The sequence below is a fragment of the Mesorhizobium sp. M2A.F.Ca.ET.043.05.1.1 genome, assembly GCF_003952445.1.
Lineage (GTDB): Bacteria > Pseudomonadota > Alphaproteobacteria > Rhizobiales > Rhizobiaceae > Mesorhizobium.
In genome coordinates, this window is record NZ_CP034446.1 from 5988814 (window position 1) to 6002825 (window position 14012).

General features: G+C 65.0%; 10 protein-coding genes. 7 read left to right on the plus strand and 3 right to left on the minus strand.

Annotation, left to right across the window (positions count from 1 at the left end):
- Positions 1-82: 82 nt before the first annotated feature.
- Positions 83-1267 carry an acetyl-CoA C-acetyltransferase gene (locus EJ069_RS28810; protein ID WP_126064029.1) on the minus strand — a complete coding sequence of 395 codons (1185 nt, stop codon included), beginning with the start codon at positions 1265-1267 and terminating at the stop codon, positions 83-85.
- Positions 1268-1574: 307 nt separating this feature from the next.
- On the opposite strand from EJ069_RS28810, the gene phaR reads away from it, so the two are divergent.
- The gene (phaR, locus tag EJ069_RS28815) at positions 1575-2168 is read left to right on the plus strand and encodes a polyhydroxyalkanoate synthesis repressor PhaR (RefSeq protein ID WP_126064030.1); all 594 of its coding nucleotides are present in this window, start codon (positions 1575-1577) and stop codon (positions 2166-2168) included.
- Positions 2169-2360: 192 nt separating this feature from the next.
- Here the strand turns inward: phaR and EJ069_RS28820 are convergent, their stop codons facing one another.
- Positions 2361-3506, minus strand: a complete 1146-nt coding sequence (locus EJ069_RS28820; protein ID WP_126064031.1) for a citrate synthase — start codon at positions 3504-3506, stop codon at positions 2361-2363.
- A gap of 89 nt (positions 3507-3595) precedes the next feature.
- Between EJ069_RS28820 and EJ069_RS28825 the strand changes: the two genes are divergently transcribed.
- The 6 genes from EJ069_RS28825 (at position 3596) to EJ069_RS28855 (ending at position 12973) form a co-directional block, all read left to right on the plus strand.
- Positions 3596-4696, plus strand: coding sequence for a citrate synthase/methylcitrate synthase (locus EJ069_RS28825; RefSeq protein WP_126064032.1), 1101 nt, complete (start codon positions 3596-3598; stop codon positions 4694-4696).
- A gap of 526 nt (positions 4697-5222) precedes the next feature.
- Positions 5223-6353 carry a patatin-like phospholipase family protein gene (locus EJ069_RS28835; RefSeq protein ID WP_126064033.1) on the plus strand — a complete coding sequence of 377 codons (1131 nt, stop codon included), beginning with the start codon at positions 5223-5225 and terminating at the stop codon, positions 6351-6353.
- Positions 6354-6477: 124 nt separating this feature from the next.
- A complete protein-coding gene (locus tag EJ069_RS28840) occupies positions 6478-7899 on the plus strand; it encodes a coniferyl aldehyde dehydrogenase (protein WP_126064034.1) in 1422 nt (473 codons plus the stop codon).
- A 355-nt stretch (positions 7900-8254) separates the two neighbouring features.
- Complete coding sequence (locus EJ069_RS28845) at positions 8255-9466, plus strand: efflux RND transporter periplasmic adaptor subunit (protein WP_126064035.1); 1212 nt, start codon at positions 8255-8257, stop codon at positions 9464-9466.
- Between the two features lie 74 nt (positions 9467-9540).
- Positions 9541-12717: an efflux RND transporter permease subunit gene (locus EJ069_RS28850; RefSeq protein WP_126064036.1), complete on the plus strand. Its 3177-nt coding sequence runs from the start codon at positions 9541-9543 to the stop codon at positions 12715-12717.
- 97 nt (positions 12718-12814) lie between these two features.
- Positions 12815-12973: a DUF3309 family protein gene (locus EJ069_RS28855; protein WP_040991775.1), complete on the plus strand. Its 159-nt coding sequence runs from the start codon at positions 12815-12817 to the stop codon at positions 12971-12973.
- Positions 12974-13036: 63 nt separating this feature from the next.
- Here the strand turns inward: EJ069_RS28855 and EJ069_RS28860 are convergent, their stop codons facing one another.
- The gene (locus EJ069_RS28860) at positions 13037-13993 is read right to left on the minus strand and encodes an SDR family oxidoreductase (protein ID WP_126064037.1); all 957 of its coding nucleotides are present in this window, start codon (positions 13991-13993) and stop codon (positions 13037-13039) included.
- Positions 13994-14012: the final 19 nt, after the last annotated feature.

Here is a 14012-nt window from a genome sequence, read left to right on the forward strand (position 1 = left end):
TAGCGAATAGCGAGTAGGGGGCGATGTCCCGCCGCGACGCTTTTTCTTCCCTATTCGCTACTCTCTATTCGCTATTGACTGTTCAGATCGCTTCCACGCACATGGCGACGCCCATGCCGCCGCCGATGCACAGCGTGGCAAGGCCTTTCTTCGCGCCGCGGCGGCGCATCTCGTAGACCAGCGTGTTGAAGATGCGGGCGCCGGACGCGCCGATCGGATGGCCTATGGCGATGGCGCCGCCATTGACGTTGACGATCGAGGGGTCCCAGCCCATGCCCTGGTTGACGGCGCAGGCCTGCGCGGCGAAGGCCTCGTTGGCCTCGACGAGATCAAGGTCCTTGACGGACCAGCCGGCCTTCTCCAGCGCCCGCTTCGAGGCGGGAATCGGTCCGGTGCCCATGATCGCCGGATCGACGCCGGCGGTCGCCCAGGAAGCGATGCGGACCAGCGGGGTGACGCCGCGCCGGGCAGCCTCGGCCTCGGTCATCAGCAGCGCGCCGGCGGCGCCGTCATTGATTCCGGAAGCGTTCGCGGCGGTGACCGTGCCGTCCTTGTCGAAAGCGGGCCTCAGCTTGGTCATGGCGTCGAGCGTCGCGCCGTGGCGGATATATTCGTCCTGGTCGACGATGGTGTCGCCCTTCTTGCCCTTGATGGTGAAGGCGACGATCTCGTCCTTGAACCTGCCGGCCTTCTGCGCGGCCTCGGCCTTGTTCTGCGAGGCAAGCGCGAACTCGTCCTGGGTTTCGCGGGTGATCTGGAACTGGCGGGCGACGTTCTCGGCGGTGTTGCCCATGTGGTAGCCGTTGAAAGCGTCCCACAGGCCGTCCTTGATCATGGTGTCGATCATCTTGTAGTCGCCCATCTTCACACCTGCGCGCAGATGCTCGGCATGCGGCGACAGCGACATCGACTCCTGGCCGCCGGCGATGATCACCTTGGCGTCGCCGGCGGCGATCTGCTGCATGCCGAGCGCGATGGCGCGCAGGCCCGAGCCGCAAACCTGGTTCAGTCCCCAGGCCGTGGTTTCCTTCGGCAGGCCGGCATTGATCGACGCCTGGCGCGCCGGGTTCTGTCCCTGAGCGGCGGTCAGCACCTGGCCGAGGATGACCTCGTCGACCTCCGCGGCTTCGACGCTCGCGCGGGCGAGCAGTTCCTTGATGACCACGGCGCCTAGCTCATGCGCCGGCGTGGCGGCGAAGCTGCCGTTGAAGGAGCCGACCGCGGTGCGGGCGGCGCTGGCGACGACGATTGAATTGGAAGCGGCCATTTTCTTCTCCAGACTTCGAGGTGTCGTATTTTAGGCTATCGTTGAAGACTTTTCTTGCCCGTTCAATGATCTGAGTCAAACCTGAAATGGGCATGGCCTCCATGCGCGGCAAGCAGAGCACGCGCCGGTCGCGGTAAACGTGACGTTGGCCGCGCGGCGGATTTTGCAATGGCTGTGCAGCATTAATTGATGCCGCAGTGCACAAACCACTTGGAATTGTGACGCTTTTGCGCGTATCCTTAACAGAAGGCGCAATCGTTACCGGCCGCTTACTCCTAGAGGTGCCGGTGTCCTGGGGAGGATCCGGATGGCCGCAAAAGACGACCCGATCGTCATCAAGAAGTATGCCAATCGCCGGCTCTACAACACCGGCACGAGCACCTATGTGACGCTCGAAGACCTTGCCGAGATGGTCAAGAAGGGCGAGGAATTCACGGTACAGGACGCCAAGACCGGCGACGACATCACGCATCCGGTGCTGACGCAGATCATTTTCGAGCTGGAGAACAAGGACGGGCAGAACATGCTGCCGATCCCGTTCCTGCGCCAGCTCATCTCCTTCTACGGCGATCAGATGCAGATGATCGTGCCGAGCTTCCTCGAACAGTCGATGATCGCCTTCTCCAAGGAGCAGGAGCGGTTTCGCGAGCAGATGAAGGGCGCCTTCGGCAAGACGCCGATGGACATGATGAAGACGCCGATGAAGGCGCTCGAGGAACAGACGCGCCGCAATGTCGAGATGTTCCAGAACGCCATGCGCATGTTCACGCCGTTCCCGCCCGCCGGCAGCAATGCCGCGGCCCCGGCCGAGCCGCCGAAGAAGGAAGAGAAGTCCGACGATCTGCAGGAATTGAAGGCGCAGATTGCGGCAATGCAGCGCAAGCTCGACACGATGTCTTAGGTTGCGTTGATATTCAGGTGAGGCCGGTCTGCAAATAGCGGCTTTCTGCGCTTCCGGTGCTCACGTACTTTAAGTACGCTCCGCTCCGGTTCTCGAAAGCCACTATTTTCGACTCGGCCTGACCTGAATCTCAACACAACCTGGCGCGCTTCATCCTGACTGTGAGGCGCTACATGTTACCATCAGTCCCCTTCATCCCGCGCAAATAGGCCCGTCATAGCGGGCGCGGGGCCGAATGAGCCTGTTGCTGGTCACCTGCTCGATGGCATGCGCCGTCCAGCCGACGCTGCGGCCGAGCGCGAACAGGCGGAAGGGCGCGTCGGCCGGCAGGCGCAGGCTGCGCGTTATAGCAGCCAGGGCAAAATCGATGTTCGGATGTAGGCCGGTCGCCGCAAGGACTCCCTTGCGAAGGCGCGACAGCCCTTCGTCGATCTCGAGGCCGGAGAAGACGCCCTCGGCGCGCGGGTCGCCTTCCGGATAGAGCGGATGGCCGAAGCCGGGCAGCGGCCGGTCATGCGCCAGCCAGCGGGTGATCGCCTCATCAGGACCCAGCCGCTCCGCATCCTCGACCAGCGCGATCGCCGCGGCACCCGCGCCGCCGTGGCGCGGGCCGGTGAGCGTCGCGAGACCTGCGAGCAGGCAGGCGGCGATCGGCGCGCCGGTCGATGCCGCGACGCGGGCGGCGAAGGTCGACGCGTTGAGCTCGTGGTCGGCCAAAAGCACCAGCGCCTTGCGGATGAGGTCGGCGCCATCGGCTTCCACCGACCAGCCTTGCGCCAGCCGCATATGCACGGGTTCGGAGCCTGGCGTCGCGCCGAGCGCGGTGGCCAGCGCGCTGGTCGCGGCGGCGCCGTCCTGCTGCAGCATGGCCGGCCTGCGGCCGAGTGAGGGCCAGCCTTCGGCCGCAAGCGCCGAGAGCCGGGCGAAGGCGGTCGGCGTGCCGCTTTGCCGGGCGGCCGAAGGAGTCAGCGATGCGAAGGACACCGGACGGCCGGAGGCCCACAGCAGTCCGGCGGTCTCCTCGAGCGTCGCCGTCGCCGAAAACTCCACCGCGTCCTTGCCGCGGTAGATGAGGCGGCCATGCAGCACCGTCGAGATCGAGGTGGCGATGGCCGGCTCGCCCCAGGCGATGGCGCTTTCGGCGATCGCCCGCGGGCTCCTGCCTCGGTCGCGTCGCGTGGCAAGTGCTGCGATGTCGTCGGCGCGGTATTGGCTGCGGCGCGGGTCGGCGTCGTCCGGCCTCATGCCGACGCGACCACGGCTGACATAGGCATAAAGCGTCTGCGGCCGGACGTTTAGCCGCTCCAGCGCTTGCTCCCGCGTCAGCCACTCTGTCATTTGCCGCCTTATATTGATTATCTTGATCAAGATTGATGCATTGATTGCACAGCATTAATTGCAAGGCGCAAAAGGTCAAGGAGACGATCATGGCGAATGGGCTCGATGATGTTGTGGCGGCCGACACGGTGCTTTCCGATGTCGACGGTGCGGGCGGGCACCTCACCATACGGGGACATTCGCTGGCGGAACTCGCCGGGCGCTGGCGCTACGCGCAAGTGGTGCGGCTGCTGTTCGACGGCTTCTTCGACGATCTCCCCGGCGATGCCGAACTGGAGAAGGCGATCGGCAAGGCGCGGGTGGAGGTATTCGATCGTGTGAAACCGTTGCTTGCGCAGCTCGCGCCGCTCGACATCTACAGCGGCATGCGGGCCGGCATGGCCGTCCTGCCGGACGGCGACGGACTTGCCGACGCGCTGCGCTTGATCGCGGCGCCGGCGGTGCTGACGCCGGCCCTGCTGCGCCTTGGCCGAGGCGAAACGCCGATCGCTCCCGACCCAAAAGCCGATCATGCCGGCGATATGCTGCGGATGCTTGCCGGCACCGTCTCGCCGGCGCTCGCCAAGGCGCTGGACAGCTACCTGGTGACGGTCTGCGACCACGGGCTCAACGCCTCGACCTTCGCGACCCGCGTGGTGGCGTCGACACAGGCCGGGCTGACCTCGGCGATCCTGGCCGGGCTCGGCGCGCTGAAGGGCCCGCTGCATGGCGGCGCGCCGGGGCCGGTGATCGAGATGCTCGACGCCATCGAGGCCAGCGGCGATGCGACCGCCTGGCTCAGCGACGAGATCGCGCATGGCGAGCGCATCATGGGCTTCGGCCATCGCATCTACCGCGTGCGCGATCCGCGCGCCGACGCGCTGAAGGCAGTGGTGCGGCAGCTTGGTTCCCGCAACGAAGCAAGCAGCAAGAAGATGGGCAGCCGGCTGGCCTTTGCCGAGACGGTGGAGCAGGCCGCGCTCGAAGTGCTCAGGATCGCCAAGCCGCAGCGTTCGATCCAGACCAATGTCGAATTCTACACCGCGCTTCTGCTCGAAGCGGTCGGCTTCCCGAAAGAAGCATTCTCCAACGTCTTCGCCGCCGGCCGCGTCGCCGGCTGGATCGCGCATGCCCGCGAGCAGCAGGCTACCGGACGGTTGATCCGTCCGCAGTCGCGCTATGTCGGGCCGGTGCCAGATTTGGTGGCCTGAGCTTGCGGCTGCTCAGTTCCGCGACAGCCTTCTCTGTTCCCTGCCGGAATGCTGAATTTTGCCGTTCGTTCGGTGACCACTCGCAACGTTCGCAATTGGCCGAAGCCTATCGAACGTCGTCATCCTAGGGCGTAGCAGGAGCGAAGCTCCGTCGCGAAGACCCTAGGATCCATGCCGTAACCTCAGTCGAAGAGCGCAGCGGAGCAGAATTCTGCACCGTTGCAACGCTTCAAAGTCATGGCATGGATCCTAGGGTCTGCGCCGCGTCGCTTCGCTCCTTGCTTCGCCCTAGGATGACGACGCGATGGTCGTTTCGGCCAATCTTCAACCTGCGAGATCTGCCAACGGAAGCATCTGTCAGGCATCAGACGAGAGCCTTTCATGACCGAAATTTCATGTGATCACGCTTGTGTGTTCGTGTTCTTGCCTTGGTCAGCCCTTATATGCTGCACTGCAACATAGACTGATCGCAGCTGCTTCGCCCCATGACGCAAGGGCAGGCCAGCGCATCAAGACAAGGAACGCCATGGCGAAGAACGGCAAGGCGGAGGAAAAGAAGAAGATCAACGTCGCCCTCCAGGGCGGCGGCTCGCACGGCGCCTTCTCCTGGGGTGTGCTTGACCGTCTGCTCGAGGACGGGCGGCTGGAGATCGCGGCGGTGTCCGGCACCAGCGCCGGCGCCATGAACGCGGTGGCGCTGGCCGACGGTTTTGTCCGGGGCGGCGTGGAAGGCGCGCGAAAGAAGCTCGACGATTTCTGGCGGGCGGTGGCCTCGAAGGGCCGTTTCAGCCCGGTGCAGCGCATGCCGTGGGATGTCGCGTGGGGCAACTGGTCGATCGAGAACACGCCGGGCTATCTCTTCTTCGACACGATGTCGCGGGTGTTCTCGCCCTATGTCGCCAATCCGCTCGGCCTCAATCCGCTGCGCGACGTGGTGGCGAAGGAGATCGACTTCGGCAATGTGCGCGCCTGCAAGTCGATGGAGCTGTTCATCTCGGCGACGAATGTCGAGACCGGACAGCTGCGGGTTTTCTCCGACGGCGAGATCGACCTCGACACGGTGATGGCGTCGGCCTGCCTGCCGCAATTGTTCCGCGCCGTCGAGATCAAGGGCGTGCCCTATTGGGATGGCGGCTATGGCGGCAATCCGGCGCTCTTTCCGTTCTTCAAGGCGGCGGCTACCGAGGACGTGCTCCTGGTGCAGATCAATCCCGTGGTGCGCGAAGGCACGCCGAAAAGCGCCAACGAGATCCAGAACCGCATCGACGAGATCACCTTCAATGCCGGCCTGCTGCGCGAATTCCGTTCGATCGCCTTCGTCAAGGAGCTGATCGCGGCCGGACGGCTGCCGCATGGCGAATATCGTGACATCCGCATGCACCGCATCGATGCCGACGAGGCTTTCAAGGACCTCTCGGCCTCGTCCAAGGTCAATGCCGAATGGGCTTTCATCGCCTATCTGCGCGACCTCGGCCGAAGTGCTGCCAGCGACTGGCTGGAAGAGAATTACGACGCCGTCGGCCAGCGCGCCACGCTCGATCTTTCAGGCGAGCTCGACGACGGCTTCAAGCCGTTGCGCGGCCCGGCGCCGGGGCGCCGTGTGAAGGAATTCCTCGCCGCGCACATCAAGCCGGAGTCGGCCCGGCGCCGGGCTTAAGGTCTTCCATGCCTGTCAGCAAGTCCGTCCCAGCTGTCAGCATCTTCCGCAACGGAACCGGCGGGGCGCTGGATCATGCCCGCGGCGCGATGTAGTCTTACCTGAACGTAAAGGGGAGGTTGCGATGCTGCAAACGAGGCAGAACGCTCTTGGCGTCCGGTTTGAAGCGCAATGCCGAGCCTTCGAGAAGGAGCCGTTCCCGACGCTGGATGTGCGCAAGGACCGGCTGAACCGCCTGCTGGCGCTCACCGAAAAGCATGAGGCCGAGATCTGTGCTGCGATCGACAGCGATTTCTCCGCCCGCTCGGCTGAGGAAACGCGGCTTGCCGAATTGTTCGTCGTGCGCGCCGGCATCAGGCATGCGCTGTCGCATCTCAGCGCCTGGATGCGCGAGCGCCGCGTCGCCACCAGCCTGCCGTTTATGCCGGGGCGCAACCGCCTCTTGCCGCAGCCGCTCGGCGTCGTCGGCATCGTCTCGCCCTGGAACTATCCTTTCCAGCTCGCCGTCGCGCCGGCCACCGCCGCACTCGCTGCCGGCAACCGCGTCATGATCAAGCCGTCTGAGCTGACGCCGAAGTTTTCGGACCTGCTCGCCAGCCTGGTCGAGAAATATTTCGCCGCCGACGAGGTCGCCGTGATGGTGGGCGACGCCGACGTCGGCAAGGCATTCGTGTCGCTGCCTTTCGACCACCTCCTGTTCACCGGCTCGACCGCGGTCGGCCGCCAGGTGGCGCTGGCCGCCGCCGCCAACCTGACGCCGGTGACGCTGGAACTCGGCGGCAAGTCGCCGGCGATCTTCGATCCGTCCTGCGACCTCGATGCGGCGGTCGCCAGCGTTGCCTATGGCAAGCTGCTCAATGCCGGACAGACCTGCATCGCGCCGGACTATCTGATGGTGCCGCAAGGCCAGGGCGCGGCGGTCGCGGCCAAGTTCGCGGTCGCCATGGCCAAGCTCTATCCGCGTCTCGGCGACAATCCCGACTATACGGCGATCGTCAGCGAGCGGCATCACCGGCGGCTGAGCGACATGGTCGCGGAAGCGCGCGACAGCGGCGCCGACATCACCGAGGTCAACCCGGCCAACGAGACGCTCGGCGTCAGCGACCGCAAGATGGCGCCGGTGCTGGTGCGCAATGCCGGCGACAATCTGCGGCTGATGCGCGAGGAGATTTTCGGACCGGTGCTGCCGATCGTCGAATATGGCACGGTCGACGAGGCCATCGACCATGTGAACCGGGGCGAGCGGCCGCTGGCGCTCTACTGGTTCGGCAGCGACAGCGCCAACCGCCAAAGGGTGATGCGCGAGACGGTGGCCGGCGGCGTCACGATCAACGACTGCATGCTGCATCTGGTGCAGGAGCGGCAGCCCTTCGGCGGCGTCGGCGAGAGCGGCACCGGCGCCTATCACGGCGAATGGGGATTCCGCACCTTCAGCAAGGAAAAGCCGATCTTCATCCAGTCGAAGCTCAGCGCGGGCGGCCTGCTGCGCCCGCCTTACGGCAGGACATTCGAGCGGATCTTCCGGCTGCTCAATCTCATCACTTGACAGCCTCAACCCGAGGATAGCGGGGCGTCACCGCGCTCCAACCGGGCGGTTGTCGCCGCCCGTGGACGATTTTTCGCATCATGCTGACGGCTGCTGCCAGTAACCTTGGGGAAACCTGCCGGCGCGCCGGCAAAAGCGCCAGCCGGCTCGCAGAAAAGCCCGTGTTTGTCGAGGTACAGCATTCCCCGCCGCAATGTTCCCGCAACTTTTCCGACTATATTGCGCCGCAACTTTCAGGTAGAAGCGGCGTCCGCCGATCACGGCAAATTGAACTAGGCCCCGCGCAGACCCATATCGGCCGCGCGCCCAAGTCGGAAGCGCCGACCTCGCCAGGTCCTGCTACGGAAAAATGACGATGCCGAAAATCAGGTTTCACAAGCTTGCAGCCGTTGCCGTGCTCATCGGTTTCGCGACCTGGATGGGAACGGGCGAGTTTTCCTCCGTCGGCAGCGCCGCGGACAAGTCGGTCACCACCGACAAGTCGGCTACTACCGACAAGTCGGTTACCACCGACAAACAGGCCGGCGCCCGCCAGCCGGAGGCCGCGAAGGCGAAGACAGCCGAGGCTGAGCCAAAGGCCGCGCCGCGCACCGTGGCGGTGGTGACGCCGCCGCGCAAGACCTTCGCGCGCGCCATCCGCATCTCCGGCCTGACCGAGGCCGACAAGCGCGCCGTGCTGGCGACGCGCGTCGCCGGCGTCATCGAAAAGCTGCCGGTCAAGCAGGGCGACCATGTCAAGACAGGCGATCTCGTGCTGATGTTCGCGGCCGAGGAGAAGATCTCCAATGTCGACAACGCCAGGCAGCTGCTTGTGCAGCGCAAGGCCGAGCTCGACGCCGCCGAGCGACTGGCCAAGACCGGCAATCTGCCGAAGCTGCAGCTCGACACTGCCCGCTCCAACCTGACCCTCGCGCAATCGCAGCTCGATACCGCGCAGGCGGAGCTCGACCGCAATGAGGTGAAGGCGCCGTTCGACGGCGTCATCGACCGCATCCCGGTGGAACTCGGCAGTTCGGTGATGCAGGGCGGCGAGGTGGCGACGATCCTGAAGCTCGATCCCATAATCGCGCGCGGCGAGATCAGCGAGCGCGACCTGCGCTACGTCAAGATCGGCGACCAGGCCGATGTGCGCCTGGTCAACGACCAGAAGGTCACCGGCACGGTCCGCTATATCAGCCGCGACGCCTCGGCGCAGACCCGCACCTTCCGCGTCGAGGTGGCGATCCCCAATGGCGACGGCTCCATCCCCGCCGGCATGACGGCCGAGATCACGCTCAGCGCCGAGCCGACCAATGCGGTCATGCTGCCGCGCTCCGTGGTGACGCTCGGCGACAAGGGCGACCTCGGTATCCGCGCCGTCGGCAAGGACGACAAGGTGGCCTTCTTCCCGATCGATCTCGTCGACGACACGCCGCACGGCCTGGTGCTGGGCGGCATTCCGGAAGATGCGCGCATCATCGTCGCCGGCCAGGAGCTGGTGAAGGAAGGCGACCTCGTGAAGCCCGTCGAGGCCGACCAGGCGACCATCAGCAAGCTGATCGGCGAAGCCACCGCCGGCACGCAGTAGAGCACGACGCGTCCCTCGCCGGACCAACCCGGCGACGGCGGTCCGAAGCCTTGGAAGCATAACAGGCCGAAGTCATGGATATCGTCAGACTCGCCATCAATAACGCCCGCCTCACAATATCGGCGCTGCTGTTCCTGCTCGTCGCGGGCTGGGTCGCCTATCAGTCGACACCGAAGGAAGCGGAACCCGACGTTCCGATTCCGATGATGTATGTCAGCCTGATCTATCAGGGTATCTCGCCGGAGGATTCCGAGCGGCTGCTGCTGAGGCCAATGGAAAGCAAGCTCAAGAGCCTCAAGGGGCTGAAGGAGATGCGCTCGGCCGCCTTCCAGGGCGGCGGCTATGTGCTGGTCGAATTCCAGCCGCAGACGGATCTCGCGACGGCGCTCCAGGACACACGCAGCAAGGTGCAGGACGCCAAGGCCGACCTGCCGCAGGCGGCCGAGGAGCCGACGGTCAACGAGGTCAACGTTTCGGAATTCCCGGTCCTGGTCGTGACGCTTTCCGGCGATGTGCCGGAGCGCGTGCTGACGGCCGCCGCGCGCGAGCTGCGCGACCGCATCGAGGAAGTGCCCGGCGTGCTCGAAGGCTCGCTGCAGGGCGCGCGCGACGATCTTGTCGAGGTCGTCATCGACCCGGTCAAGCTGTCGTCATACGGGCTGCAACTCGACCAGGTGATCCAGGGCGTCGCTTCCTCGAACAGCCTGGTCGCGGCCGGCAACCTCGAAGGCTCGGAAGGCAAATACGCGGTCAAGGTACCGTCGCTGATCGAGACGCCCGAGGACGTCGCCAACCTGCCGGTCGTCGCCACACCGAACGCCGTGGTCCAGGCCAAGGATGTCGCCACCATCCGCTCGACCTTCAAGGACGCCGAGACGGTCACGCGCCTCGACGGCAGGCCGGCCATCGCCATCGAAGTGAAGAAGCGCATCGGCGCCAATCTCATCGACACGCTGACCCATGTCCGGGAAGTGTCGGACAATTTCATCAAGACAATGCCCGAGGGCATGCACGTCACCTACACGCAGGACAAGTCCGTCTTCGTCAACCAGCTGCTCGGCGACCTTCAGAACCATGTGATGATCGCCGTCATCCTGGTGTTCATCGTCATCCTCTACGCGCTGTCGGGACGGGCTTCCCTGCTCATCGGCCTTGCCATACCGTCATCCTTCCTGATGGGCATCCTGCTGCTCGCCATGATGGGCTACACGATCAACATGATCGTGCTGTTCAGCCTGATCCTGGCGGTCGGCATGCTGGTGGACGACGCCATCATCGTCACCGAATTCGCCGAACGGCGCATGAGCGAGGGCATGCCGAAGGCCGACGCCTTCGCCCTGGCCGCCAAGCGCATGGCCGGCCCGGTCGTCGCGGCGACGATGACGCGCATCGCCGCGTTCTCGCCGCTCTTGTTCTGGCCCGGCATTATCGGCGATTTCATGAAATACATGCCGATCACGCTGATCGTGACGCTGTCGGCCTCGATGCTCTATGCGCTGGTCTTCGCGCCGACTTTGGGCGCGATCTTCGCCAAGGCGCCGGAGCATCACGAGGAAGGCAATCGCGACGGCTGGTACATGGCCGTGGTCAAGCAGGCGGTGCGCTTCCCGATCACCGTCATCCTGCTCACCGTCGGCCTTCTGGTCGGCGTCGGCTTCGCCTATTCGAAATATGGCGCGGGCGTCGAGTTCTTCCCGAGCGTCGAGCCGGATTACGGCCTGCTCTATGTGCATGCGCGCGGCAATCTTTCGCTGGCCGAAATGGACGCCGCCACCAAAACGGCGGAGAACCGGCTGCTCGGCTGGCCCGGCGTGAAGTCGGTCTATACGCGTGTCGGCAAGACGCAGGGCGGCGGCCAGGACATTCCCGAGGACGTGGTCGGCGTCATCCAATATGAGTTCGTCGACTGGCGCCAGCGCAAATCCGCCAACCAGATCCTCGACGACCTGCGCGGCGTGATGGCCGGCATTCCCGGCGTCGATGTCGAGGTGCGCGTTCCGGAAGCCGGCCCGCCGACCGGCAAGCCGATCCAGATCCGGCTGTCGGCTGCCGACCCGGCCGGGCTCGACGACAAGGCGCGCGCGGTCGCTGCGCGCATCGCCAAGATCCCCAATGTCATCGACATCTCGGACGGCCTGCCGCCGCCCGGCGTCGACTGGGCGCTCGAGGTCGACCGTGCCAAGGCGGCGCAATACGGCATCAGCCCGACCTCGGTGGGCACGGTGGTGCAACTGGTCACCAACGGCCTCAAGCTCTCGGAATACAGGCCGGCCGGCGCCGACGACGCGGTCGACATAAGGCTGCGCCTGCCCGAAGACCGGCGCACGCTGTCGACGCTCGACGAGCTTCGTGTGCAGACCTCGCAAGGCTCTGTGCCGATCTCCAACTTCGTCGTGCGCAAGCCCGAGCCGACCGTCGGCATTCTCAACCGCATCGACGGCGCGCGCACCGTGGTCGTGCAGGCCAATGTCAGCGCCGGCGCGCAGGTCGCGGCGGTGCAGGAGCAGGTGACCAAGGCCGTCGCCGACATGGATCTCGGCAGCGGCATTCGCTGGAAGCTCGCCGGCTCCAACGAGGACAGCGCGGAAGCCAGCGCCTTCCTCGGCAAGGCCTTTGGCGCGGCGATCTTCCTGATCTTCCTGGTGCTCTTGGCGCAGTTCAACAAGTTCACCAGCGTGTGGCTTGTCTTGTCCTGCGTGGTCATGGCGACGATCGGCGTGTTCCTAGGCTTGCTTCTGACAGGCGAGGCCTTCGGCATCGTCATGTCGGGCATCGGCGTCATCGCGCTGGCCGGCGTGGTGGTGAACAACAACATCGTGCTCATCGACACCTATGACCGATTGCGCGCGGAAGGCTGGGACAAGATGGACGCGGTGCTGCAGACCTGCCGCGAGCGCGCCCGCCCGGTGGTGCTGACGGCGGTGTCGGCCATCCTCGGCGTGCTGCCGATCGCCTTCGGTCTCGGTCTCGAAATCTTCCATCACGAGACGACGATCAATGCGCCGTCGACGCAATGGTGGATATCGCTGTCCTCGGCGATCGTCTTTGGCCTGTCCTTCGCCACGCTGCTGACGCTGGTGGTGACGCCGTCGATGCTGATGGTTTTCACCCGCGCCAAAGTGAAGCCCGGCCAGCGGCGCAGCTGGTTCGGACGCCTGTTCCGCAGTGGCAAGGGCAAGGTCACGACCGACGAGCCCGCTGCCGATGCCGGCGTCGAGCCGACGGAAGCCTTCCCGAAAGCCGCGGAATAGAGCTTTTTCAGATAGGCAGTGCAAGAAGCCGTCCGGAACAACCGGGCGGCTTTTTGCATTGTTCCCTCGAAGTTCAACCAGACGGCGAGGATTTTTCATGACGATCGGCACAATTCTCGTAATAATCCTAATCCTGATCCTGATCGGCGCCGTGCCGGCATGGCCACATTCGCGCTCCTGGGGCTACGGCCCTTCCGGCATTGTCGGCGTCATTTTGGTCGTGCTGCTCATCCTGCTGCTGATGGGCAGAATCTGATCTTCAATGAATTGCGGCCGGGCTTTGAAACCCGGCCGTTTCATCTTTCGTTGGAGCTTTTGATCAAGCAGCCAGGCGCGAGGGCTGCACGGCGATGCCGATATCCTGCAAGGCCTCCTTCACCGCTTCATCGAGCGGGGTATGCGGGATTTCGCCGATGATCTTTTCCAGCCGCGTCGAGACCAGCCGGTGCGCTTCGAAGCGCAGATAGGACATCGACACGATCTCCTTCCACATGGCGACGAACGGGCTGCCGGCGCGCAGAACCCACCAGGGCATGAAGGAGAGCTTCAGCTTGCGGCCCAGCGCCTTCTCGGCTGCCGCCTTCATGTCGAGGTCGGTGATGGCGTGGCCGGGGAAGTTGATGGCTTCGAAGGAGCCCGTTTTGTCGAGGTTCTTCGCCAGGCCGACGAAGGCGACGGCGAAGTCCGGCAGGTAGGCCCATTCATGGGTCAGGTCGGCCGGGCCGGGCGCGGTGTAGACGCCCTTCTCTATCTTGGCGGCGACGACGAGGTCGAACCAGGAGCCGCGGCCGGTGCCGCCGAAGAAGTCGCCGGCGCGCAGGATGATGGTGCGGACCCGGCCGGCTTCGGCCTCGCCGCGAAACAGGTCTTCCATGGCACAGCGGATACGGCCTTTCTCGGTGGTCGGATGGAACGGCGTCGCTTCGGTGATCACCTGCGGCATCGGCGAGCCGTAATTGTAGACCGTGCCCGGAAAGAGATGCAGGGCGCCGTTTTCACGGCAGGCGGCCATGACGTTCTCGGCCATCGGCATGCACTTGCCCCAATCAGTGTAGATCGGGTTCAGGCCGTTGAAGATGATGTCGACGCCTTGGGTGGCGCGGATCAGGGATTGGCGATCCAGCGCGTCGCCGGCAACCGCGGTGGCGCCCTGCAGTTCGGCCGGCACCTTGCCGGTACGGGTGACGGCGCGGACGTCGAAGCCGGCGTCGATGAAGGCCTTGCCGACCACGCGGCCGAGCCGGCCATTGGCGCCGAGGATTGCGATCTTGGTCATCTGTTCTCTCCGCTGTTTG

Coding starts and splice junctions, on each gene's coding strand:
- EJ069_RS28845 (WP_126064035.1), top strand. CDS start 8,255: ATGCCGAAAATCAGGTTTCACAAGCTTGCAGCCGTTGCCGTGCTCATC.
- EJ069_RS28860 (WP_126064037.1), bottom strand. CDS start 13,993: ATGACCAAGATCGCAATCCTCGGCGCCAATGGCCGGCTCGGCCGCGTG.
- EJ069_RS28810 (WP_126064029.1), bottom strand. CDS start 1,267: ATGGCCGCTTCCAATTCAATCGTCGTCGCCAGCGCCGCCCGCACCGCG.
- EJ069_RS28850 (WP_126064036.1), top strand. CDS start 9,541: ATGGATATCGTCAGACTCGCCATCAATAACGCCCGCCTCACAATATCG.
- EJ069_RS28825 (WP_126064032.1), top strand. CDS start 3,596: ATGGCGAATGGGCTCGATGATGTTGTGGCGGCCGACACGGTGCTTTCC.
- EJ069_RS28840 (WP_126064034.1), top strand. CDS start 6,478: ATGCTGCAAACGAGGCAGAACGCTCTTGGCGTCCGGTTTGAAGCGCAA.
- phaR (WP_126064030.1), top strand. CDS start 1,575: ATGGCCGCAAAAGACGACCCGATCGTCATCAAGAAGTATGCCAATCGC.
- EJ069_RS28820 (WP_126064031.1), bottom strand. CDS start 3,506: ATGACAGAGTGGCTGACGCGGGAGCAAGCGCTGGAGCGGCTAAACGTC.
- EJ069_RS28855 (WP_040991775.1), top strand. CDS start 12,815: ATGACGATCGGCACAATTCTCGTAATAATCCTAATCCTGATCCTGATC.
- EJ069_RS28835 (WP_126064033.1), top strand. CDS start 5,223: ATGGCGAAGAACGGCAAGGCGGAGGAAAAGAAGAAGATCAACGTCGCC.